Origin of the sequence: Leifsonella bigeumensis, from assembly GCF_039537265.1 — a bacterium.
GTDB lineage: Bacteria > Actinomycetota > Actinomycetes > Actinomycetales > Microbacteriaceae > Terrimesophilobacter > Terrimesophilobacter bigeumensis.
The window spans coordinates 21295-44878 of the sequence record NZ_BAABAE010000003.1; the positions used below are offsets into that span (position 1 = coordinate 21295).

Genomic DNA, 23584 nt, shown 5'->3' on the forward strand with positions numbered 1-23584 from the left:
GCGCGCTTGACGCTTGTCGAACGTTCGACGAACTGCCGCGGTCACGGAGTGAAGAATCGCTCAGCAGAATGTCAGTCCTCACCGCTACCGTCAGAGCATGAACATCGCGCAGCTCATCCTTGAAGCGTTTCCCGAGACGCTTGCTAATATCTGGGGTTGGCTCGTAGCGGCGTTCACAGCGAACCCCTGGGTCTTCCTGTTCGCGGGCGCGATGGCGCTCCTTAGTACCTTGGTGCCGGCCCGACGCCGACGTAGGCGCGCCCACTACTAGATGCGCGCCAAGATCTTCCCGCGGCCATTGGAGATCGTTGACCGGCGGACAGCTTGCTGCGAGCGAGGAGTGGGAACTACTCAGGGTGTACGAGTAAATGCGACACCCCACCTTGGGGGCCAACTCCGCTGAAAGACGTCTCTGTATACTTGTGTCAAGGCCCGCTGTGGATAACTTGTGTAAAAGCCTGTGGATAACGATTGGAGAAGGCAGTGGACGTTCACTCTGCCGCCATCGCCGCCCGGTTCTTGGCAATCGCAGCCGAAGAGGGTGGCGGGATCACCAACCTCAAGCTTCAGAAGCTCGTCACCTTGGCTCAAAGCCTCAACCTCTTCCGGCACGGATCGCGACTCTTCGTTGAAGATGTCCAGGCTTGGAAGAATGGTCCCGCGATCAAGCCGCTTTACGGCATGTATAAGCGCTTCAAGCAGTCGCCCATTTCAGCAATAGATGACAGCTGGAAGAGCCGCGAAGATATCGATAAGTCCTCTGTCGCCGTCATAGATGAAGTTTGGCGTGTCGCTGGCGATCTGTCGGCGTCGGAATTGTGGAAGCTCACGCACGAATCCGGCCCATGGAAAGACCGCTACCTGCCGGATGTCAGCGATATCGTCATCCCCATTGAAGACCTGAGCAACGCTTGGCCGGCGTATAAGCATCGAGCCCAGACCATGTCCGGCAAGGCGCCTGCGGCCCCCTCCGCGGTGGATTTCTCCACTGTCGAGGTGTCAGCAAGCGATGCCGCTCTCACTCCTGTGGTCGGATATGGACAACACGGATTCAAGGACTTCGACGAGTACAAACGTGCGCGCAGCCTGCTGCTCGGACACGTGAGCCGTGAAAGCTGATCCGAGCGATTCTGATCGTTTGAGCCGCGACCGAATCCTCGTCGTGCTAGACGTCAACATATACCTTGATGTCGCGCGGATCGTAGGGGCACCGTTCACCTGGGAGAAATTCGACGCAGCGGTTCGTGTAGCACTTGAGAGTCCGATCCCGAACCCGACCGACGCGGGATATGACAGCATCCTGGCGATCGCAACCACCCGCAAGGGGGTGCACCCGTCCGGAGCCCGGCTCGAAGTGTGGACCAGTGAGCACATCGACCGGCTCGTGGCCTTGAAGGCCGCTCAACCGCCCGACGCGCGTGACCCGCGCGATCGGGGACTTGGGTGGCCCGCACACTATGCGCGCGAACTGGTTGAAATCTTGATCAACGACGTCGTCGTGGAATATAGCAACGGTGACACGATCGGTGTCGTGGCGATTCCATACGGCAACCCGCCGCTCGATCACGAAGACGGTTGTGTGTTTGCGACGGCCCGGGACTCTGGGTGGAGCGGAATCTATTACGAGCGGTATTGCATAACTCGTGATGTTCAGTTCCGGACAGCTGCTCTGCCCGGCCAGATTGACGTCCTGCATCCTCACGAGTGGGTCATTCGCTACAGGAACGAGTCTCGAGCGGCAAGCATCGCGACGATGCCGAAACCTCCTAGACAGAAGTCGCCAGCCGGCTGACCTTGCACACCGAGCACACCGAGCACACCAGTACGGGTGCTCGATCGGTCCGCCGACCTCGAACAGATTGCAGGCACTGGCTGCAGTTCGGGGTGCCGAGATCCTCGAGGTCGGCCATGTCGCGACCTTAGCCCTCCAGACGGCTTGTGTGTGCAGTTGTGTGTGCAAACTGCAGATCACTCCCTGTGCCAGACTGGATGAAAGGCATCTGATATCGCCTGGATTCCCCGAGGTTCCGGGCCAGACAGCACTGGATGTGCTGAACGATACGACCGGTATCCCTCTGTAAATCAGACGTCTCAGACTTCGGGGTTCGAATCCCTCACTTGCCACTCTCAAGAACCAGGGTCCCGCCCGCTTCGCCCGGAGCCCCGGGGCGAATGCACCTCGCGGGGTTCGGTCAGCGCAGAACTGCTGCCTCCGAAGAGTAGGGTTTCGGGGTGCGACCTCAACGGCTGCCTCGAGTGTCTTCGGCGCTGCGAAGACGAAGTCACCTGCACCCTGCGCAGGTGATCCTCCTCGGCTTCGTTCTCGCCATCGTGATTGGCGCTTCTCTGCTCACCTTGCCCTTCGCAAAAATCGGCCCCGGCGGGGCTTCCTGGATCGAGGCTCTCTTCACCGCGGTCTCCGCCGTGTGCGTCACCGGTCTCGTCGTCGTCGACACGCCGGCCTACTGGACGGGGTTCGGACAGGGCGTCATCCTTCTCCTCATCCAAATCGGTGGCTTCGGGGTGATGACCTTCGCCTCCGTCATCGGCCTGACCGTGATTCGTCGTATGTCACTGCGATCCAGGCTCAACGCGGCAACAGAGACAAAAACCCTCGGCCTGGAGGACGTTCGTGCCCTCGTCCTCGGCATCGTCCGGATCTCGCTGGTGATCGAGGGGGCAGTGGCGATAGCCCTGACCGCGCAATTCGCGATCGGCTACGGGTATTCGCTGGGTGAGGCCGCGTGGCTGGGGGTGTTCCATGCCGTGTCGTCCTTCAACAATGCCGGCTTCGCCCTGTTCAGCAACAGCATTGTTCCCTTCGCGACGGATCCGCTGATCTGCCTGCCACTCTGTGCGGCGACCATTCTCGGGGGACTCGGCTTCCCCGTCATCATGCAGTTGAAAAAGCACCTCCGCAGACCGCTCAAGTGGACGATGAACACCCGGATCGTGCTCTGGGCGACGGTGTTCTTCCTCGTGTTGGGGACGGTGTATGTCACCGCGCTCGAATGGAACAATCCGGACACACTCGGCCCCCTGGACTGGCCGGGGAAAGTCCTGGCTGGATTCTTTCAGTCGGTGCAGACCCGCACCTCCGGCTTCAACAGCGTCGATATCGGAGCCCTGCATCCTGCGACTCTTCTCGGCATGGATGTGTTCATGTTCATCGGTGGCGGGCCGGCGGGAACAGCCGGCGGAATCAAGGTCACCACCTTCGCCGTACTCTTCTTCATCCTTGTCGCCGAGATTCGAGGTGAGGCCGTTGTCAACATCTTCGGCAAAAGACTCTCGCGGGCCGTTCACCGTCAAGCGATCTCCGTTGTTCTCCTCGCGACAGCCCTCGTCATGGCAGCGACAGTCGTGCTCATGCTCTTGACCGACTTCGAGCTGGGACCGGTGCTCTTCGAAACCGTGTCCGCATTCGGGACCGTCGGCCTCTCCACCGGGATCACGGCCCAACTTCCCGTCGCCGGTCAACTCGTCCTCATTCTCCTCATGATCGTCGGCCGGCTCGGCCCAATCACCTTCGCCTCGGCACTCGCGCTGCGCGAACGCACCCTCGCCTATGAACTCCCCAAAGAAAGGCCGATCATTGGTTAAGCTCAAAAGATTCCACGGCGACCCGATCCGGGTCGCCGACGCTGACTCCGTCGCCGTGATCGGGCTGGGACGCTTCGGGAGTTCCCTCGCGCTGGAGCTGATGGACAACGGCACCGAAGTGCTCGGCATCGATGGAGACGAAGACATCGTCCAGAGCCTCAACGGGCAGCTCACCCACGTCGTGAAAGCCGACTCCACGAAGGAGGAAAGCCTCCGACAGCTCTCGCTCCCCGACTTCGAACGCGTCGTCGTTGCGATCGGCAGCGACGTCCAGGCCAGTATCCTGACGACCTCCCTGCTGCTGCGATTCAACATCCAACATGTCTGGGCCAAGGCCGTCAGCGATGCCCATGGCACGATCCTCGAACAACTCGGCGTGCAGCACGTCATCTACCCCGAGAAAGACATGGGCAAACGCGTTGCCCACCTCGTGCGTGGCGCCATGCAGGACTACATCGAGATCGGCGACGACTTCGCCCTCGTCAAGACCACGCCGAACTCGGTCGTCATCGGCAGACCTCTGGGTGAAACCCAGATCCGATCGAAGTATGGTGTGACGATCACCGCCTACAAGCGCCCCGGCCAGGCTTGGAACTACACCACCGCTGAGACGATTATCCAGGCAGGAGACACGATTCTGGTTGCGGGAGCAACTCGAAGGGCTGAAGTCTTCAGCCAACTTGCGTGAGCCGACGACATGACAACACCATCAGAACTGCTTGAGCTCGCCACGAGGATCGCGGTGACGACGGGCGACCTGATCGCCCGGCGGCGCGCAGAAGGTGTGCGGGTGGCTGCGAGCAAGTCCTCGCTCGAGGATGTCGTGACGGATGCCGACCGCGAGGCCGAGACGCTCATCCGTTCGCTCATCGCCGAGGCGCGACCGGAAGACGGCTTCCTCGGGGAGGAGAGCGGCGCCGAGGCGGGGACGAGCGGACTCACCTGGGTCGTGGACCCCATCGACGGGACCGTCAACTACCTGTACGGCATCCGGCAGTATGCCGTGAGCATCGCGGTCGTCGAGGGCGAACCTGAACCGGAGACCTGGCGTGCGCTCGCCGGTGTCGTCGTCAACCCGGCCGCCGATGAGGTGTTCGCGGCCTCCGTCGGGGGCGGCGCGACGCTGAACGGCCTGCCGATCCGGGTCGCCCCGCCCGTCGACCTGTCGCAGGCGCTCGTCGGCACGGGCTTCGGCTATCTTGCCGAGAGGCGGGTCGAACAGGCGAAGGTGCTGGTCGGGCTCGTGGCGCAGGTGCGCGACATCCGGAGGCAGGGGTCGGCGGCGCTCGACCTCTGCGCGGTCGCAACCGGGCGGCTCAACGCCTACTTCGAACGCGGCCTCAAGCCGTGGGATCACGCGGCGGGCGGCCTCATCGCGGCGGAGGCCGGCGCGCGCGTGAGCGGCCGCGGCGGGGCTTCGGCGAGCAGCGAGTTCCTCGTCGCGGCGGAGCCGTCGGTCGCGGCCGCCCTGGAGTCGGTTCTCGACGAACCTGGAAACTGAGGATTTGGGGCTGTTGCTCTTCCAGCCGATTGCGTTATTCTTTATGAATCCGTTATCTGGCGATGTCACGACGTAGTCAGAACCCGATCTAACTCGGCTTGCGACCCCCTCGAGTACCAGCCGATTGTTGAGGAGCACCAGGTCATGACTTCGCTGTGGTTCACTGCGCGTCATGGCGGGGACCTCGATTCCGCTGAGGCCGGGGTCCGATAGCCCGTGGCAGATTTCGACTGGATGAACGGTGCGGCAGGTACCGACGTCGACGCCGCCGACTCCGGATTCGCGCAGCTCGGACTGGTTTCCACGCCGCAGGAGCGGGTCGCCCCGCACGAACAGACGACCGCCCCCCTGCTGACACGTCGGGAACTGCGCGAGCGCGAGCAGGCCGTCAGGGCGCGGCCGGCGGCGAATCCCGGACGCAATCCCGGACGCAGGCGCAATGTCTCCGCGGCAGCGGCATCCGAGGGTCATCGTTCGCGGAAGGCGCCGAAAGCGCCCAAGGCGCCGAGGGTCGCTCCTCCCGCCCGACCACCCCGCGTCGACGGTCGGCGCCCGGTCGCGGCGTCAGAGCCCCCACGTGATGCGATCGTGCGGAGGCCGAGCGCCCCGAGGTCCGCTCCCAGGCCGCACGGCAGGAAGCGGTCGTTCCGGCGGCGGATGCTCTCCAAGCTCATGACCTTCGGTGCCATGGTCGGGGCCGGTCTCATGATGGTGTCGACGTCGATCCCGGCGAACGCGTTCTTCAACCCTGACAGTTCAGTGGAGTCGGCGTTCTCCGCCCCCGCGGAGAGCGAGGTGCAGACCCTCGAGGTGAGGCCCCTCGCCGAGAACACCCTGGCGCGCGATGGTTACACGGCCGTGTCGCTCAGGGAGCAGATCTTCCTTCGGTACGGCAACCGCAACTTCGCGTACACGAACGACCCGAACGGAACCATCCAGTGGCCGTTCGCGGTCGCGGTTCCGATCAGTGACGGATTCGGCTACCGGATTTCGCCGTGCGCCGGGTGCTCGACCGATCACAAGGGTGTCGACTTCACTCCCGGCGCCGGCGCGGTGATCCAGGCGATCGCCGACGGCGTGGTGAGCGCGGTCGTCCCATCCCATTACGGTCTCGGCAACCACGTGATCATCGACCACCACATCAATGGGCAGTTGATCCAGAGCGTCTACGCCCACATGGCGGACAACTCCATGCGGGTCGTGGTCGGCCAGCACGTCAAGGTCGCCGACGAGGTGGGCCTGGTCGGAAGCACGGGAGAGTCGACGGGTGCCCACCTGCACCTCGAGATTCACGTCAACGGTGTTCCGGTCGACCCCTTCGCCTGGCTCAAGGCCAACGCGAACTAGGCGCTTCCCGGGGACGTGGCATTCGCCGATCGATCGGGTGGGTAAGGTCGAAACCACCCTGCCGGTGGATGCTAGTCTCTTACGGTGTCAATCCCACGCGGGTCGTGGTGTTTTGCGCGCCCCCTTAGCTCATTGGTAGAGCACTTCCTTGGTAAGGAAGAGGTAGTGGGTCCGATTCCCACAGGGGGCTCGGCCATCCGGTTTCCGGATGCCGTGGCTGGGTAGCTCAGTTGGTGAGAGCGCACGACTCATAATCGTGAGGTCGCGGGTTCGAATCCCGCCCCAGCTACTTTTGTCTAGCCCGCCGGTTCATTAGCCGTCGTGATACCACTGGTCGAGCGGCAGCGTAGCGGCGTGCCGAAACCCGCGAAAGTTCGCGTCGAGGGGTCGAATCGTCAGCTTGACCATCGCTTTGACGATCAGACTTATCGCAATCCGCAGTCGGCGCCGAAGGACCTCAACGGGCGCTAGCGTGTGAGCTGAACGCTCCAGCCCATGAACACCGACGAAAGGGAAGGGTCGCATGGACTCCGTCTCAGGTAGGACCGTGCTCGTCACCGGCGCAGCCCGCGGCATGGGGGAGCTCTACGCGCGGCGGGCCGTCGCCGAAGACGCGCGGGCCGTCATCCTGTGGGACCTCGAACAGGTCGCCCTCGACGAGGTGAGCGCATCCCTCGCCGGTACCGCAACGACAGTGCTCGCGCAACGCGTCGACATCTCCAGTCTCGACGACATCACCACGGCGGCCGCCACGGCACGCGAGGAGGTCGGGGCGCCCGACATCCTCATCAACAACGCCGGCATCGTGCGCGGCGGCGCCTTCTGGGAACACGACCCCGTCACCGGCATCGACGCCACCATGCGCATCAACACGATCGCGCACATGTGGATCACGCGCGAATTCCTGCCCGACATGATGGCCGACACCGCCACCCCGAAGCACATCCTCAACATCGCCTCCGCCGCCGGCACCGTCGCCAACCCCGGCATGACCGTGTACGCCGCATCCAAGTGGGCGATGATCGGCTGGAGCGACTCCCTGCGACTCGAACTGCGCAAGACAGGCCACCGCCACATCCGGGTCACCACGTTCTGCCCCAGCTACATCTCCACCGGCATGTTCGAGGGCGCTCGCGGCCCCGCACTCACCCCCATTCTGACCCCGAAGAACGCGACAGATGCCGCGTGGCGGGCCATGCTGCGCGGCGCGCCCGTGCTGTACAAACCGTGGACGGTGAGACTCTCCATGGTGCTGCGCGGCATCCTGCCCGTTCGCGCCTGGGACTTCCTGGCCGGCCGCGTGTTCAAGGTGTACAGCTCGATGGACGAGTTCACCGGGCGCTCGTAGGCTGGTGACTCCACGAGAGGAACCGATGCCGAAATCCGTGCCGAAACCTGCGCCGTCACCCGCCGGGCGCACCCCGAAGGGCGTCGCCAAGCGCGAGGCCATCCTGGATGCCGCGCTCGAGGTGTTCGGCGAGGTCGGCCTGCACGGGGCATCGCTGCGGGAGATCGCGGGTCGCGTGGGCGTGAGCCACCAGTCGCTCATGCACTACTTCCCGACCAAGAATGAACTGCTCATGGCGGTGCTGCGGCGACGCGACGAGCGGTTGCGCCGGCACTTCGACGACGAGGGCGGCATGTCCCTCACCGAACTCATCTCGCTCGCCGAGGACAACGTGGGGATGCCCGGCGTCATCGAGCTCTACAACATGGCTTCGGCGGAGGCGACCAACGACGAGCATCCGGCGCACGCCTACTACGCCGAGTTCTACGAGAGCATCATCGCCTCGAACGCGCGATATCTACAGCGAGCCGCGGATCGCGGGCTGCTGCGCGAAGGGTGGACCCCCGAGTCGGCGGCTCGCGCGATTCTCGGGATGATGGACGGCCTGCAGTTGCAGTGGCTCTACGACCGGGATGACGTGCGCGTCGCCGAGAGCCTGAAACTGCTGGTCAGCGCGCTGATTTCAGCGCCGTTGAGCGAGCTGGACGACCCCGTCAAATAAACTTGCCAATTGGCAAGGTTTAGGTACTATTCTGGCTGCATGGCCAAGACCTCCACCGCTTCCGTACGCCCGCCGCGTGCTGTCCAGAGCGCCACCCCAGCCCTCCCCGCGACGATCGCCGACGACGCCGTCGAGCTCGCCCGCACCTGGGCGAAGCGCGGCGCCGCAGCCGGATCGAGCGGCTCCGCCGCCCTCCTCGCCCAGGTGCTCAAAGACCAGAACGGGCTCGACTTCACCATCGGATTCGTCGACCGCGTCATCCGCCCAGAGGATCTCCGCGTCGCCGCCCGCAACCTCGCCGACCTCGCGAAGCGCACGCCGTCCTTCCTCCCCTGGTACATGCGGATCGCGATCCGCCTCGGCGGGTTCGTCGCCCCGCTGCTGCCCTGGCCGGTCGTGCCCATCGCCCGCGCCGTCCTGCGCCAGATGGTCGCCCACCTCATCGTGGATGCGCGCCCCGCCAAGCTCGGCCCGGCCATCGCGCGCCTCAAGAAGCCCGGCATCCGGCTCAACATCAACCTGCTCGGCGAGATCGTGCTCGGCAAGGCCGAAGCCGAACGCCGCCTCGAGGGCACGAAGAAGCTCCTGCAGCGCCCCGACGTCGACTACGTCTCGATCAAGGTCTCCTCGATCGAGAGCCAGCTCAACATGTGGGCGTTCGACGAGACGGTCGAGCGGGTGACCAAGCGACTCACGCCGCTCTACGAGCTCGCTGCGGCATCCGCGACCCCCAAGTTCATCAACATGGACATGGAGGAGTACCGCGACCTCGACCTCACGATCGCCGTGTTCGAGGCCATCCTCGACCAGCCGCAACTGCTGAAACTCGAGGCCGGCATCGTGCTGCAGGCCTACCTTCCGGATGCCCTCGGCGCCTACCAGCGCATCGTCGAGTGGTCGACAGCGCGCGTCGCCCGCGGCGGTGCGCCCGTCAAGATCCGCCTCGTCAAGGGTGCGAACCTCGCCATGGAGACCGTCGAGGCGACCATGCACGGCTGGGAGCTCGCGACCTGGCCGAGCAAGCAGGCCACCGACACGAACTACAAGCGCGTACTCGACTGGGCGCTCACGCGCGAGCGGACGACCGCCGTGCGCATCGGCATCGCCGGCCACAACCTCTTCGACATCGCTTTCGCCCACCTGCTCGCCGAAGCGCGCGGCGTCTCCGACCACGTCGAGTTCGAGATGCTGCTCGGCATGGCAGAGGGCCAGGCGGATGCCGTGCGCGCCGACGTCGGCGGCCTCCTGCTCTACACACCCGTCGTGCTGCCGCAGGAATTCGACGTCGCGATCGGCTATCTCATCCGGCGCCTGGAAGAGAACGCGAGCCAGGAGAACTTCATGTCGGCGGTGTTCGAGCTCGTCGACGACGAGGAGCTGTGGAACCGCGAGCGCGACCGGTTCCTCGCGTCGCTCGCGGATGTCGACGTCGAGGTGCCGGCGCCGAATCGCCGGCAGTCGCGACTTGCGGCGCACACCGCTTTCGTCGGTGGATTCGCGAACACCCCCGATACCGACCCGGCGCTGCCGGCCAACCGCGCCTGGGGCGCGAAGGTGCTCGGCGCCGTCGAGAAGAGCCCGCTCGGGCTCGACATCGTTGCGGCCGCTGCCGTCACGAACGAGAAACAGCTCGACGCGGTGTTCGCGCGGGTGCTGCCCGCGGCGAAGGGCTGGGCTGCGCTCGGCGGGAAGGGTCGCGCCGCGATCCTCCGCAGGGCTGCCGACGTGCTCGAGGAGACCCGCGGCAACCTCATCGAGGTCATGGCCGCCGAGGCCGGCAAGACCATCGCCGAGGGCGATGTGGAGGTGAGCGAGGCGATCGACTTCGCCCGCTACTACGCACAGCTCGCCGAGGAGCTCGACACGGTCGACGGGGCCAAGTACACCCCCTCGACGCTCATCGTCGTGACCCCGCCGTGGAACTTCCCGGTCGCGATCCCCGCCGGCTCGACGCTCGCCGCGCTCGCCTCCGGCGCATCCGTCATCATCAAGCCGGCGAAGCAGGCGCAGCGCTCCGGCGCGGTCATGGTAGATGCGCTCTGGCGTGCCGGCGTGCCGCGCGACGTGCTCGCGCTCGTCGACCTGAAGGAGCGCAGCCTCGGCGAGAAGATGGTGTCGCACAGACAAGTGGACCGCGTCATCCTCACCGGCGGCTATGAGACGGCGGAGCTGTTCCGCTCGTGGCGGCCGGAGCTGAACATCCTCGCCGAGACGAGCGGCAAGAACGCGATCATCGTGACGCCGTCCGCCGACCTCGACCTCGCGGTGGCGGATGTCGTCAAGAGCGCGTTCGGCCACGCCGGCCAGAAGTGCTCGGCGGCGAGCCTCGTCATCCTCGTCGGTTCTGTCGCCCGGTCGGAGCGCTTCGAGAAGCAGCTCGTGGATGCCGCGACGACTCTGCGGGTCGGCTACCCGAGCGACCCCACCACCCAGATGGGTCCGATCATCGAGGCCGCGAACGGCAAGCTCAAGCGCGGTCTCACCGAGCTCGAGCCGGGCGAGCGCTGGCTCCTGAAGCCCGAGCAGCTCGACGAGACTGGGCGGCTGTGGTCGCCCGGCATCCGCACCGGAGTCGCCGCGGGAAGCGACTTCCACCTGACCGAGTTCTTCGGGCCGATCCTGGGGATCATGCGGGCGGCGACCCTCGGGGAGGCGATCCGCCTGCAGAACCAGGTCGACTACGGACTCACCGCAGGGCTCCACTCGCTCGACCCGAACGAGCTCGCGACGTGGCTCGCCAAGGTTGAGGCCGGGAACCTCTACGTCAACCGCGGCATCACCGGTGCGATCGTTCGGCGCCAGCCGTTCGGCGGCTGGAAGCGCTCGGTCGTCGGTGCGAGCACGAAGGCCGGTGGGCCGAACTACCTCGTGCACCTCGGGTCGTGGTCGCGCACGAAGGCGACGGTGAAGGCTTCGGTGTCGGATGCCGTGGCGGCGATCGTCGCGGCGGCCGGTTCCGAGTGGGTCGGCCGTGCCGCGCAGAGCGACCAGGCCGCCTGGGAGCGCGAGTTCGGTGCGGCGAAGGACGTCTCGGGCCTCGGCGTGGAGCGGGATGTGTTCCGTTACCGGTCGCTGCCCGTCACGGTGCGGCTCAACGCCGGCGGCTCGGTCGACGAGCTCGCACGGGTCGTCGCGGCCGGCGTGCGGGCCGGCGGCCTGCACGACGACGGCAGCGCTGCGCGCACCTCGGAAACGGGCCGCAACGTCTCCGTGAGCGCGGCGGAGCAGCTGCCTGCGGAACTTGCCCGTGCGATCGAGGCGACCGGGGCATCCGTCGTCATCGAGAACGATGAGGCCTGGCTCGCGCGCGCCGGCGCGGGGAGCCTGCGAACCTCGCGGGTGCGACTGGTCGGCGGCGGGCACGTGGACCTCGCGGTCGCGCTCGGCGGAAGCCCCGACGTGGCGATCTACTCGGAGTCTGTGACCGAGGCCGGTCGCATCGAACTGCTTCCGTTCCTCCGCGAGCAGGCGATTGCGATCACGGCGCACCGCTTCGGCAACCCGGACCACTGGTCGGAAGAGGTTCTGCCGCTGTAGTGGCGGTTCTGTCGCGGCAGCGCGTCACCCGGATTCGGGGCGGGGATAGGTGATCGCCCCGTCGTGCACCCGCGCGAACTCGGTCAGCTCTGCGGGCGTCGTCGAGGTCGGCGACATGATGTCGAAGACCTCGACCCCTGCGACGATGAGCGCGTCGGTGATGAGCCGCCGGTGACACCGCCACGGCACCGCCTCGCTGCACATGATCGCCGGGACCGACACCGCCGCGACATCCATCAACTCTGCAAGCCCGGAACGGAATCCGTCGGTCGCCATGTAATCGGCATAGTCGCGAAACGCCTTGACCCTCCACCCGCCGTTCACGCTGGGAACGCCTGCCGGTGTGTGCCGGCGGCCGCCGAGGTCCTCGATCCATCGGTACCGGATGTCGTCGGGCAGCGCGTGCTGAATCGCGGCCTGGTTCCACTGCGGAAATTTTCGGGACGAGGGAAACGACCGCACGTCGACGAGCTCGTCGACGCCGTTCTCCTGCAGCATCGCCAGCACTTCGTCGAAGGCACGGGTGGAATGGCCGATGGTGAAGACTCGAAGCGTCGCCCGGTCGGCTGCACTGTTCTCAGACATTCGTCCTGACCCCCCCCCAGGTCAGGACTCTAGGCGATGCGCCCAGAGAATGGGGTCGGAATGTCGGTGGTCGCACCTAATCTTGAGAAATGGCGCGACACGCCGAAAACACTATATGTAGGGGAATGACATTCGTGTGATTCCCGTTATATAGTAGGAGACCACGCAGGGGCTGGATATCCGGTTCTTGGGGGATATCCGCTTCGAGAAGACTTAAGGAGGTCACCATGGAGAACGACACCGACACCGTCGGCGGCTACGCAGTTCCCGTCGACCCGATGGATCTTCTGCAGTGCGACAGCTGCCAGTAGGCAGCCGCACGACAGGGTTCTAGAAGCCCCGGACACCACGAAGGTGACCGGGGCTTCGTCGTTTCCGCCTCGATAGGATGGGCGGATGGGAGTGAACCCTGACATCGCCGGCCGCGTCTTTCCCCGGGCCGAGCCCTACCTCGTCGGGCGGGAGAAGATCCGCGAGTTCGCCCGCGCCGTCTTCTCCGAGAACCCGGTCAACCATGATCCGGATGCCGCGCTCGCCGCAGGCTACCCCGACGTCGTCGCCCCGCCCACCTTCCCGATCGTCGTGCAGGAGCGCACCCTCGCCCAGCTTCTCGCCGAACCGGATGCCGGCATCGACTTCACGCGCGTCGTCCACGGCGACCAGCGCTTCAGCTACACCCGGCCCATCGTCGCGGGCGACGAGCTCACCGCGACACTCACCGTCACGAGTGTCAAGTCGCTCGGGGGGCACTCGATGGTCACCTCCGAGTCGGCCATCGTCGACGCGACCGGTGCGCACGTCGTCACCGCGACATCCACCCTCGTCGTGCGGGGTGATGAGTAATGGCGCACGAAGGGTCCGAAAGTGCCCTTCCCGGGGTGCATGAAGGGCCATCTGGGGCCCTTGGGGAAGGGCTCACGGTGGGCGAGGTGGTGGCCGAGCGCGAGTTCCACCTCACGCGCGACTCGCTCGTGCGGTACGCGGGGGCATCCGGCGACTTCAACCCCATCCACTACCGCGACGACGTGGCGACGAGCGTTGGCCTGCCCGGCGTGCTCGCCCACGGCATGCTCACGATGGGCATCGCCGCACAGCCCGTCGTCGACTGGATCGGCGACCCGGGACTCGTCTCCGACTACCAGGTGCGCTTCACGCGGCCCGTGCTCGTTGACGCGACGGATGGCGCACTCGTGCGCGTGGTCGCCAAGGTCGGCGCCGTCGACGACGTCGGGGCGCGTATCGACCTGACCGTGACGTTCTCCGACGAAACCGTGCTCGGCAAGGCGCAGCTGCGCATCCGCACAGGATCGGCATGACGCAGGGGGGCGAGAGGCTCTCCGAGCTGACGACCTTGCGCGTCGGCGGCGAGGCGCGAGAGCTGCTCGCACCCGAGACGACCGACGAGCTCGTCGAGGCCGCCCGCGAGACCTGGGCGAGCGGCGAGCCCTGGCTCGCGCTCGGCGGCGGCTCCAACCTGCTCATGGCGGACGAAGGCTTCGACGGGACGGTCATCCGGGTGCTGACGCGGGGGATAGAGCGGGTCGGGCCAGCGGGGGACTCCCTTCGTGACGCCGACTTCGTCGGCTCCTCAGGGAGCGGTAGTTCAGGGAGCGGCGACGAGAACCGCTCCCTGAGAAGCGCGCAGCGCGTCACGAAGGGAACCTCCGTGATATTGCGGGTCGCTGCCGGCGAACCGTGGGACGTCGTCGTCGCCCACGCCGTCGACAACGGGCTCTCCGGCATCGAAGCACTCTCCGGCATCCCCGGTTCCGCAGGCGCGGCCCCAGTGCAGAACATCGGTGCGTACGGCCAGGAACTCTCCGAGGTGCTCGACTCGATCGACTTCCTCGACGCCGGGACGGGCGAGCGGATGCGGCTCGCCGCATCCGACCTCGGCCTCGGCTACCGCAGCTCAGCCCTCAAAGGCTCCGCAGACCGCCCGGGCCGCCGCGGAGTCGTCCTCTCACTCGACCTCAGGCTGGAGGCGAGCGAACTGAGCGCACCCATCGCCTACGACCAACTAGCCACCGCCCTCGGCGCCACCGCGGGCGACCGCGTGCCACTCGCCGCCGCGCGCGCCGCCGTGCTGGGGCTGCGCGCATCCAAGGGCATGCTCCTCGACCCCGCCGATCCGGATTCGGTGAGCGCCGGCTCCTTCTTCACGAACCCGATCGTCTCCGAGAACTTCGCCCGCGGGCTCCCGGATGCCGCCCCGCGCTGGATCATCGACCCCGACGCACCTGAGTCCCCGGTCAAGCTCAGCGCGGCCTGGCTCATCGAGCGCTCCGGCATCACGCGCGGGTTCTCGCTGCCCGGTTCCCGCGCGGCGGTGAGCAGCAAGCACACGCTCGCGCTCGTCAACCGCGGCGGCGCCACCGCCAGCGATATCGCCGAGCTGGCCCGCTACATCCACCTGCGCGTGCTGAGCGAGTTCGGCATCCGCCTGCAGCCGGAGCCCCAGCTCGTCGGCCTGAGCCTCTGACCTTCACCGTTTGTGCGCACTTTTGGTCGGAATGACGCCGGCCAGACCGACCAGAACTGCGCACAAACGGGCGCTCAGGAGTCCTTTCGGATCCAGCGGAACGTCATCCGGCACAGGAACAGGCCGACGACGAACCAGACGCCCATGATGATCGCCACCCACGGCAGGTTCCAGTCGCCGGTCTGCTCGAGCGCCGCGAACGATTCGGGCAGGAACACCGCGCGCATCCCCTGAGCCATCCACTTGAGCGGGAAGACGCTCGCGACGTTCTGCAGCCACTCCGGCAGCATGCTGAACTGCAGGTAGACGCCGGAGATGAACTGCAGCAGCAGCACGATCGGGATGACGACCGCCGTCGCGCTCTTGCCGCTGCGGGGCAGGGCGGACAGCGCGATCCCCAGAACGCAACTCGTGATGACCCCGAGCAGGAACACCCACACGAACAGCAGCCACTTCTCCGGGTCGGTCGGCAGTTCGACGCCGAACGCGAACCTCGCGACCACGAGGAGGAGCGCCGCCTGCAGCACGGCGCTCACCATGACCATGCCGATCTTGCCGATGAAGTAGGAGATGACCGGCAGGGGCGAACCGCCGAGGCGCTTGAGCGTGCCGTCGCCCTTCTCGCCGGCGATGTCGACCCCGAGGTTCTGCACGCCGCTCAGGAGCATGCCCGCCGCGACCATGCCGGGCAGGTAGAAGGCCGCCCAGGTGATGCCGCCCGTGCCGTCGGGCGCCGCGCCGATGTTGCCCGCGTTGCTGAACGCGACCGCGAAGATCGAGAGCATGAGGATCGGGAACAGGAACGTGAAGAACACCGAGTCGCCCTGGCGCGCGTAGACCTTGAGCTCGTAGCCGACCCGGGAGAGGCCGAGGCGGATGCTGCGCCCGATCGAGTGGATGCGCGGGTCGGGCGGCGTGGTCGGCGGCTGCGCCGCGGTCGTCGTGGTCATGCGCGTGTCGCCTCCGGGCTAGTGGTATCGGTGTCGGGGGAGGCGGCATCGAGGGGGTCGGATCCGATGCGCTCGGCGCCGACGAGGTCGAGGTAGATGTCCTCGAGGCTCGGGCGGATGACCTCGAGCCCGTCCGGCTCTCCTCCGTGCTCGGCGTGGAGCCGCGCCACGAGAGCCGCCGGCTCGGTCGTGCGCTCTTCGCGCAACGCGCCCCGCTCACGCCAGCGGACGACGGGGATGCGCGCATCCGCACCGCCGAGTTCGCCGACGCGGCCGATGTCCACGATGAGTCCGCCGTTGATGACGGCGGCCCGATCGGCGAGGTGCGCGGCTTCGTCGAGGTAGTGGGTCGTGAGCAGGATGCTCGTGCCATCCGCTTTGAGCCCGTCGATGAGCCCCCAGAACTGGCGCCGTGCCTGCGGGTCGAAGCCCGTCGTCGGCTCGTCGAGGAAGAGGAGCTCCGGCCGTCCGATGATGCCGAGGGCGACATCCACGCGCCGTCGTTGCCCGCCGGAGAGGTTGCCGATGCGGGTCTTCGCCTTGCCCGTCAGGCCGACCGCCTCCATGACCTCGCCGACGGGGCGGGGGTTCCGGTAGTAACCGGCGAAGTGGGTCAGCTGTTCGAGCACCGTCACGTTGCCGCTCTCGCCGGTGCTCTGCAGCACGATGCCGAGCCGTGCCTTCCAGTCGATTCCGCCGTGCTGCGGGTCGACGCCGAGCACGCTCGCCTCGCCGCTCGTGCGGTCGCGGTAGCCCTCGAGAATCTCGATCGTCGTCGACTTGCCCGCGCCGTTCGGCCCGAGCAGGGCGAAGGTCTCCCCGCGCCGGATGTCGAAGGTGACTCCGTCGAGACCGGTCACAGCGCCGTAGGTCTTGCGAAGGTCGCGCACGCTCACGACGTTGTCGGGATCGGTCATTGCACCATCCTGCACCGTCACGCCACCCGACGGTGACGGCCGGCTGAGCGGGCTTCGGTACCCACCGATCGGGTCGAGCCCGCCCTCAGCCGATCGGGCGACTCGACCGCTGGCGTTGGAGGCGCCGGATGACGCCGAGCAGGCCCCACAGCAGGATGAGGCCGCCGAGCACGAGCACCCCGATGAGCACGTATCCGCCGGGGGTGAGCGAACCGAGCCAGGAGGCGAACGCCGACCGCGCACCCGGTGTGCCGATCACGGTGAGCACTGCCCCGGCGATCGCGCAGACGATGAGGCCCCACGCGATCGCCCCGAATCGGATGCGCGGGCGCACCCGGGATGAGGAAGCATCCGCCGTGTCCGCGCGAGGCGTCTCAATCCCGGTGTCGTCGGTCGTTGCGAATTCGGTCGTGTCGGTCATGGTGCGACCTCTTCCTCGGTCGGGGTCGGTGTCGTGATGCTCTGGTCGTAGAGGTAGATCTGCCCAGCGCCCTGCCAGATGCGCAGCGTCGGGATGTCGGGGGAGTCGACGCCGATCACGGCGGTCCAGACCCACTCATCGCCCACCTTGTGCGTCGACTGCGTCGCCGGGCTTCTGTCGTACTCGCTATTGCCGTCCCCGTCGTCATCCCTTCGTTCAAAGAGGTAGATGTTGCCGGATCGCGACCTCAGCTCGACACGCACCCCGGCCCCGTCGGCGATCTCGAACTCGATCGTCCCGGCGCCCTGCCAGATATCGGTCACGCCGGCCGGGGCTCCTGCGTACGTCGAGAGGTAGAGGTTGCCGAACAGCTGCGTATACCGTGCGGACTCCCCGACACCGACACCGTAACCGGAACCTGGCCAGAGCAGCACGCGATCGCGCGGGACCGTCGCACTCACGAGGGTTGCGAGCAACACGAGCACGGCGAAGAATCCCAGCACCCCGCTGCGCCGACGACACAGGCCGGCCACGATGATTGCCACCCCGAGCACGATCGCGGCAACCGCGAGCGAGACCGTCACCTCATACCCGGCGAGCGCGGGCGTTCCGGATGCCACGAGTGCGGCGATGCCGCCGCCGACGATGGCGGCGCCCAGCACGCTGAACGCCGTCGCCGCATTGATGCGCGGATTCGCCAATCGCCTCAGCCGTCGCCGTTCCACATGCTCGGCGGATGCGGCCAGCGCCCGTTCGCGGGCTTCCGCGGCCCTCTGCTCGCGGATCTCCCGCTCGGTCGCCGCCCGCTGGGTCTTCCACTCCGCGTGCTGAGTCTTCCACTCGGCCTGCTGCTGCTTCCACGCCTCGAGCTCGTCTGCACCGGCACCCGCCGCGGGGGCGGGCGGTGGGGCGGGCGCCGCGAACGCCGCGGAACCGGCCGGGGCTGCCGCTGCATCCGGTGTCACGACCGGGTGGGTGGTCGCGCTCCCGGCGGAATCCGCCGCCAGGCCGGCATCCGGAACGATGGGAACCGGAATCGTGTCCGGCTGGTCGTCGGTCGTCGCCGGTGTGACGATCGGGTTGCTGTCCGCGCGGCGGGCGATCCAGATCACGAACAGCACGATGGCGGTGAGGATCACGGCGGTCCACAGCACGCGGCCGAGGGAGGAGGCCCAGGAGAGGTCACCCCAGTAGAACGCGCCCGCGTACCAGAAGCCCTGCGTGAGCGGGAGCAGCGAAAGCAGCGTCATGATGCCGATGCCGATGAGGGCCGGATCGAAGCGCCCGCGGCCGAGCTCCTCGGCGTGGATGCGGTCGTTCGTGTCCGGCAGCAGCAGCCAGGCGGCCGCGTAGAGCAGGAGGGCCGGGCCGCCGAGCACCGCGATGACGACGATGATGCCGCGCACGATGATCGGATCGATCCCGAGTCGCACCGCGATGCCGGCCGCGACACCGCCGAGCCAGCCGGGCTGGCGCTGGATGCCGGTGCCCCGTATCCAGGAGAAGAAGCGGTTGCCCTGTCGCGGGCCTGGAGGCGTCGCGGAGGATCCGGTGGAGGTGGGTTCGGTGGCGGATGCGGCGGGCGGCTGCTCGCCGGTGTCGTCCGGTTCTGCGGTGCCAGCCTTGGGGGTCTTCGAGGATGCCATGTCTGAATGCTCCCGCACCCGCGGCATCCGCCTCTATGAGGGTTCACCCTGATTCGACCCTGAGTGCACCCCCACCCTGGCGCCGCACGTGCTTGGATTCAAGGGTGACCACGACCTCCGCGCACGCCACGACCCGCCCGGGCCTCATGACCCGGCCGCGTCGGGTCATCGTCTCCGGGGTGGCCGCCGGACTCGCCGAGCACCTCGGCTGGCCCGTCGCCACGGTGCGCGTGCTGCTGGTCGTGCTCGTCCTTGCCGGCGGTGCGGGCATCCTTCTCTACCTCTGGCTATGGGCGCTCACGCCGCTGCGTCCCGCGGATGTCGACGACGACAGCGGTGTCCGCCGCGCGGTCCCCGGGGCAGCCATCCTCGTCTCGTTGGCAGGCGTCGCGGCGCTCGTTGCGGCCATCGTCCCGCGGTACGGGCTGCCGACGCCACTCGTCCCGGGCGCGCTCGAGACCGTCCTGTTCGCCCTCGCGGCGGTCGCCTGGAGCCTCGGTTTCGATCGCAGCGACCCCGGCCGCAGCGCGCGATACGGGGTCGTGGTCCGCAGCACGGCGGCCGGCCTCATGATCCTGCTCGGCATCGTCCTGCTCCTGCGCGAACCGCCCGCGCTCACCGCGGTCGTCGCGGTACTCCTCATCGTGCTGGGCAGCGGGGTGCTCTTCATCCCGCGTGTCGTGACGCTGTGGAGTGAGGTGCTCGCGGAGCGCGCCGGCCGCGTGCGCGAGGAGCAGCGGGCGGAGATCGCGGCGCACCTGCACGACTCCGTTCTGCAGACCCTCGCGCTCATCCAGAACCGCGCCGGCGCATCCAGTGAGGTCGCGCGCCTTGCGAGGGCGCAGGAGCGGGAGCTGCGGGACTGGTTGTTCGCGGGAACCGGTCCGGTGAGCGAAGACCTCGCCACCGAACTGCGCGAGATCGCCTCGGAGATCGAACTCGAATACCCGGTGAGGATCGACGTCGTCACCACGGGCGAGACGACCGTTGCGAGCGCTGCGATCGTGGCAGCAGCCCGCGAGGCCATGCTCAACGCGGCACGTCATGCAGGAGGCGAGGTGTCGGTCTATCTCGAGACCTCCCCCGCCGCAACCGACGTCTTCGTGCGGGATCGCGGGCCGGGAGTTGACCTCGCGAGCCTTCCGGACGACCGTCTCGGCATCCGGGAGTCGATCATCGGCCGGATGCTGCGAGTCGGGGGAACCGCACGGGTGTCGCCGGGTGCGGGCGGGGCCGGCACCGAAGTCCATCTGCACCTTGACAGCGAGCGGGAGCCCACACCGTGACCCGCGTTCTGATCGTCGATGACCATTCGATCTTCCGCTCCGGGCTGCGGGCGGACCTCGACGACACGATCGACGTGGTCGGCGAGGCGGCGGATGTCGGCTCGGCCGTCGCGCAGATCGCCGCCCTCGAGCCGGAGGTCGTCCTGCTCGACGTGCACCTGCCGGGGGGCGCGGGAGGCGGAGGTGCCGAGGTCATCCGGAGCAGCGCCGCGCTGCTGGACCGCGTGCGCTTCCTCGCGCTCAGCGTGTCGGATTCGGCCGAGGATGTCGTGGGCGTGATCCGCGCCGGCGCTCGCGGGTACATCACGAAGGGCAGCTCCGGGGCGGAGGTGAGCGCGGCGGTCGCCTCGGTCGCGGGTGGGGACGCGGTCTTCTCGCCGCGCCTGGCCGGCTTCGTGCTGGATGCGTTCGGCGCCGTCGCCGGGGAGCAGGCTGTCGCCGATGACGAGCTCGACCGGCTCTCGGCCCGCGAGCGCGAGGTCATGCGGCTCATCGCCCGCGGCTACGCCTACAAGGAGGTCGCCGCGGACCTCTTCATCTCGATCAAGACCGTCGAGACGCACGTCTCGGCCGTGCTGCGCAAGCTGCAGCTCTCCTCCCGGCACGAGCTCACCGCCTGGGCGCTCGAGCGCAAGCTGCTCTGACCTCTCGCAGAAGGGGCCGAAATTGTCCTTCCGGGGCATGTTGAAGGTCACTTTGAGACCCTTTTGGTGGTTCACCGAGTCAATGGCGTAGCGGCGGGGCCATGTTGCGCAAGCTGCAGCTCTCCTGGCGCCACGAGTTCACCTCCGGGGCAGGCTGCTCTGACCCCACGCAAGAGGGTCCCAAAGTGCCCTTCCCGGGCGTGTTGAAGGGCGTTTTGGGACCCTTTCGGTGGGTCAGGACGTCAGTGAGTCAGCAGCTCGGGGACCGATCAGCGAGCACTTTCCGGATGCGCTGGACGAGTTCACCTGAATCGGCAAGATCGCGATTGTTGACCTGGAGCACGTACCAGTGATCCGCCTCAAGTCGCGAGATGCGCGTCATGTCCGCGGCAAACTCCTTCGTCCCATCGTGGAAGCGGCTCTGGTACTCGATGATGACCTTCTTCCCTCGGATGACCAGGTCGCCCCGATATCGATATCCGCCCGACGTGACGATCCACTCGTTCGCCGTGACCCCCGAGATTCGCGCTCCGAGCACCAGGACCCTCAGGATCGACTCGCGGCGTGACTCGGAATGGTCGTCGAGCCGCTCGATGGCCCACCGAAGCCGTCCGGCTCCGGCGCGGCCGCCCCAGCCGTCAACGGCCGCACGAAGCGCGTCCTGGCTGGTGAGCGGGAGTTCGTGATGGATGAGGTAGTCGCCCGCCGCGACGAGGTCCGGCCCGGAGAGTACGGACGCGAGGTCGCACCAGGTGCGTTCGGGAGTGGTCATGCGGATGCCGTTCCGCATCCACAGTTCGTCGGCGCGGATCTGCACCTTTCGGCCGGCGGTGCCGCGACCTCTCGGCGCCCGGTGCGGGGCCGGCGCCGCGACGTGAAGAATCCGGGAGCGTTCATGACGGGCGGGAAGTGGTATCCGCAGGATCACGGCGGCGGAGACCCCGCAGACGAAGACGTGCCCTGGCGCCCCGCACTGGAACGCTCTCGCGAGCGCCTCGATCGTCGTGGCGGGTCGGTGCGTGCGGATGCCGTGAAATGGCCTGTGCAGATCGGGCCCGCGCATCCGCTTCGTGCCGAGACCGGCCGCGTGGCCCTGTTCCGTGGTGAAGGGTTCCGATATCAGGCGTGCTGGGAGGCCGATGCGAGGCATGACCGACAGGGTGCCACAGCCTCCACCGCGGCCAGGTCGACTATCCACAGCCCGCGAAAGGGCCTCATCTGACCCTTCCCGGGGGCGCTAAAGGGCCATTCGAGGCCCTTGCATGCGACCGCCGTGGGACCAAGCCGTCAGGCGAAGAGCTCCTGCAGCCTCCGGATGCCCTCCAGCAGTGGCTCATCACCGAGCGCGTAGGAGAGCCGCAGGTAGCCGCTCGGCCCGAACGCCTCGCCCGGCACGACCGCGACCTCCGCCTGCTCCAGGATGAGGTCGGCGAGCTCGAGGGACGTGGTGGCGACGACACCGCCCCAGGCGCGCCCGAGCAGCCCCCTGACATCCGCGTAGGCGTAGAACGCGCCTTCCGGCATGGGCGCGTGAAGACCGTCGATCCGGTTGAGCTCTTCGATGATGACGTTGCGCCTGCGCTCGAAGGCCTGGCGCATGAGCTCGACCGTTTCCTGCGGCCCGGTGAGCGCGGCGAGCGCCGCCCGCTGCGAGATGTTGGAGACGTTCGACGAGAGGTGCGACTGCAGGTTCGCAGCGCCCTTGATCGCATCCGCTGGGCCGACCATCCAGCCGAGCCGCCATCCGGTCATCGCATAGCTCTTGGCGACCCCGTTGACGAGCAGTGTCTGGTTCGCGAGCTCCGGCACGGCCTCCACGATCGAGACGGCTCTGACCGGTGGGGAGTCGGGGGAGTCGGCCGGCGAGTAGACGAGGTTCTGGTAGATCTCGTCGGTCATGACCCAGATGCCGTGCTCGAGCGCCCACCGCCCGATCGCGGCGGTCTCCTCCGGCGAGTACACCGCTCCGGTCGGGTTGGAGGGCGAGACGAAGACGAGCAGCTTCGTCTTCCGCGTGCGCGCCGCCTCGAGCTGTTCGACCGTCACACGGTAGCCCTGGTCGGCGCCGGCGAAGACCTCGACCGGCACACCGCCGGCGAGCTTGATGACCTCGGGGTAGGTGGTCCAGTACGGCGCCGGCAGGATGACCTCGTCGCCGTCGTCGACGACCGTCGCGATCGACTGAAACACAGCCTGCTTGCCGCCGTTCGTGACGATGACCTGCGCCGGGTCGACGGCGAGGCCGCTGTCGCGCCGGGTCTTCTCGGCGATCGCCGCGCGCAGTTCCGGCAGGCCGGCGGCGGGGGTGTAGCGGTAGTTGCGGGGGTCGAGAACGGCGGCGGATGCGGCATCCACGACGTTCGACGGCGTCACGAAGTCCGGCTCGCCCGCTGCGTAGGAGATGACCGGGCGGCCCTGCGCCTGCAGGGCCTTCGCCTTCGCATCGACCTTGAGCGTCGCGGATTCGGCGATGGCGGCGATTCTGCGAGAGATGCGTGCGTGTTCGTTGGTCACGAGCATCAGCTTAAAGCACGAACCCAGCCGGAGACCGGGTGACGGAGGCCGGGCGACGGAGGCCGGATGGCGCAGGATTCTCGGGAAGGCGGAACGGCATCCGCGGGCTTTGCGCGAGGGCGACCGCGTCGCCTACACTGGA

21 protein-coding genes and 2 tRNA genes are annotated in these 23584 nt (G+C 67.4%); 16 read left to right on the top strand and 7 right to left on the bottom strand.

Features of this window, described 5'->3' with window-relative positions:
• Positions 1–471: 471 nt before the first annotated feature.
• The 11 genes from ABD678_RS05165 to ABD678_RS05215 all read left to right on the top strand — a co-directional run bounded on the left by ABD678_RS05165 (position 472) and on the right by ABD678_RS05215 (position 11997).
• Positions 472–1119, top strand: a complete 648-nt coding sequence (locus ABD678_RS05165) for a Panacea domain-containing protein (protein ID WP_344754431.1) — start codon at positions 472–474, stop codon at positions 1117–1119.
• Positions 1109–1792 carry a hypothetical protein gene (locus tag ABD678_RS05170; protein WP_344754433.1) on the top strand — a complete coding sequence of 228 codons (684 nt, stop codon included), beginning with the start codon at positions 1109–1111 and terminating at the stop codon, positions 1790–1792. Before ABD678_RS05165 ends, ABD678_RS05170 begins: the two co-directional genes overlap by 11 nt.
• Positions 1793–2301: 509 nt before the next feature.
• The gene (locus ABD678_RS05175) at positions 2302–3603 is read left to right on the top strand and encodes a TrkH family potassium uptake protein (protein WP_344754435.1); all 1302 of its coding nucleotides are present in this window, start codon (positions 2302–2304) and stop codon (positions 3601–3603) included.
• Positions 3596–4291, top strand: coding sequence for a potassium channel family protein (locus ABD678_RS05180; RefSeq protein ID WP_344754437.1), 696 nt, complete (start codon positions 3596–3598; stop codon positions 4289–4291). The genes ABD678_RS05175 and ABD678_RS05180 overlap by 8 nt, the downstream gene beginning before the upstream one ends.
• Positions 4292–4300: 9 nt before the next feature.
• Positions 4301–5104: an inositol monophosphatase family protein gene (locus tag ABD678_RS05185; RefSeq protein WP_344754439.1), complete on the top strand. Its 804-nt coding sequence runs from the start codon at positions 4301–4303 to the stop codon at positions 5102–5104.
• 216 nt (positions 5105–5320) lie between these two features.
• Positions 5321–6451 (top strand): M23 family metallopeptidase, encoded by a 1131-nt coding sequence (locus ABD678_RS05190; RefSeq protein WP_344754441.1) that lies wholly within the window; start codon positions 5321–5323, stop codon positions 6449–6451.
• Between the two features lie 118 nt (positions 6452–6569).
• Positions 6570–6641 (top strand) — tRNA-Thr (locus ABD678_RS05195).
• Between the two features lie 25 nt (positions 6642–6666).
• Positions 6667–6740: transfer RNA gene (locus ABD678_RS05200), tRNA-Met, on the top strand.
• Between the two features lie 234 nt (positions 6741–6974).
• Positions 6975–7799 (top strand): SDR family NAD(P)-dependent oxidoreductase, encoded by an 825-nt coding sequence (locus ABD678_RS05205; RefSeq protein ID WP_344754443.1) that lies wholly within the window; start codon positions 6975–6977, stop codon positions 7797–7799.
• A gap of 25 nt (positions 7800–7824) precedes the next feature.
• Positions 7825–8460, top strand: a complete 636-nt coding sequence (locus ABD678_RS05210; protein WP_344754445.1) for a TetR/AcrR family transcriptional regulator — start codon at positions 7825–7827, stop codon at positions 8458–8460.
• Positions 8461–8499: 39 nt separating this feature from the next.
• Positions 8500–11997: a bifunctional proline dehydrogenase/L-glutamate gamma-semialdehyde dehydrogenase gene (locus ABD678_RS05215; RefSeq protein ID WP_344754446.1), complete on the top strand. Its 3498-nt coding sequence runs from the start codon at positions 8500–8502 to the stop codon at positions 11995–11997.
• 24 nt (positions 11998–12021) lie between these two features.
• Here the strand turns inward: ABD678_RS05215 and ABD678_RS05220 are convergent, their stop codons facing one another.
• Positions 12022–12582: a DUF488 domain-containing protein gene (locus ABD678_RS05220; RefSeq protein WP_344754447.1), complete on the bottom strand. Its 561-nt coding sequence runs from the start codon at positions 12580–12582 to the stop codon at positions 12022–12024.
• Positions 12583–12978: 396 nt separating this feature from the next.
• On the opposite strand from ABD678_RS05220, the gene ABD678_RS05225 reads away from it, so the two are divergent.
• The 3 genes from ABD678_RS05225 to ABD678_RS05235 all read left to right on the top strand — a co-directional run bounded on the left by ABD678_RS05225 (position 12979) and on the right by ABD678_RS05235 (position 15064).
• Entirely contained in the window at positions 12979–13425 is a 447-nt protein-coding gene (locus ABD678_RS05225) for an FAS1-like dehydratase domain-containing protein (protein ID WP_344754449.1), read from the top strand.
• Positions 13426–13502: 77 nt separating this feature from the next.
• Positions 13503–13898 carry a MaoC/PaaZ C-terminal domain-containing protein gene (locus ABD678_RS05230; protein WP_344754450.1) on the top strand — a complete coding sequence of 132 codons (396 nt, stop codon included), beginning with the start codon at positions 13503–13505 and terminating at the stop codon, positions 13896–13898.
• The gene (locus ABD678_RS05235) at positions 13895–15064 is read left to right on the top strand and encodes a UDP-N-acetylmuramate dehydrogenase (protein WP_344754451.1); all 1170 of its coding nucleotides are present in this window, start codon (positions 13895–13897) and stop codon (positions 15062–15064) included. Before ABD678_RS05230 ends, ABD678_RS05235 begins: the two co-directional genes overlap by 4 nt.
• A 74-nt stretch (positions 15065–15138) precedes the next feature.
• On the opposite strand, the gene ABD678_RS05240 is transcribed toward ABD678_RS05235, so the two are convergent.
• The 4 genes from ABD678_RS05240 to ABD678_RS05255 all read right to left on the bottom strand — a co-directional run bounded on the left by ABD678_RS05240 (position 15139) and on the right by ABD678_RS05255 (position 18998).
• Positions 15139–16014: an ABC transporter permease gene (locus ABD678_RS05240; protein ID WP_344754453.1), complete on the bottom strand. Its 876-nt coding sequence runs from the start codon at positions 16012–16014 to the stop codon at positions 15139–15141.
• Positions 16011–16931, bottom strand: a complete 921-nt coding sequence (locus tag ABD678_RS05245; RefSeq protein ID WP_344754455.1) for an ABC transporter ATP-binding protein — start codon at positions 16929–16931, stop codon at positions 16011–16013. The genes ABD678_RS05240 and ABD678_RS05245 overlap by 4 nt, the downstream gene beginning before the upstream one ends.
• Before the next feature lie 85 nt (positions 16932–17016).
• On the bottom strand, positions 17017–17352 hold the full coding sequence (locus ABD678_RS05250; RefSeq protein WP_344754457.1) for a hypothetical protein: 336 nt from the start codon (positions 17350–17352) through the stop codon (positions 17017–17019).
• Positions 17349–18998: a tetraspanin family protein gene (locus ABD678_RS05255; protein WP_344754459.1), complete on the bottom strand. Its 1650-nt coding sequence runs from the start codon at positions 18996–18998 to the stop codon at positions 17349–17351. Before ABD678_RS05255 ends, ABD678_RS05250 begins: the two co-directional genes overlap by 4 nt.
• 104 nt (positions 18999–19102) lie before the next feature.
• Here ABD678_RS05255 and ABD678_RS05260 point away from each other — a divergent pair, with 104 nt between their 5' ends.
• Both ABD678_RS05260 and ABD678_RS05265 read left to right on the top strand, forming a co-directional pair.
• Entirely contained in the window at positions 19103–20284 is a 1182-nt protein-coding gene (locus ABD678_RS05260; RefSeq protein ID WP_344754461.1) for an ATP-binding protein, read from the top strand.
• Positions 20281–20928, top strand: a complete 648-nt coding sequence (locus ABD678_RS05265) for a response regulator transcription factor (protein WP_344754463.1) — start codon at positions 20281–20283, stop codon at positions 20926–20928. Before ABD678_RS05260 ends, ABD678_RS05265 begins: the two co-directional genes overlap by 4 nt.
• Positions 20929–21178: 250 nt before the next feature.
• Here ABD678_RS05265 and ABD678_RS05270 read toward each other — a convergent pair whose 3' ends face one another.
• Positions 21179–22078, bottom strand: coding sequence for a hypothetical protein (locus ABD678_RS05270; RefSeq protein ID WP_344754465.1), 900 nt, complete (start codon positions 22076–22078; stop codon positions 21179–21181).
• Positions 22079–22215: 137 nt separating this feature from the next.
• The gene (locus tag ABD678_RS05275; RefSeq protein ID WP_425561950.1) at positions 22216–23448 is read right to left on the bottom strand and encodes a pyridoxal phosphate-dependent aminotransferase; all 1233 of its coding nucleotides are present in this window, start codon (positions 23446–23448) and stop codon (positions 22216–22218) included.
• Positions 23449–23584: the final 136 nt, after the last annotated feature.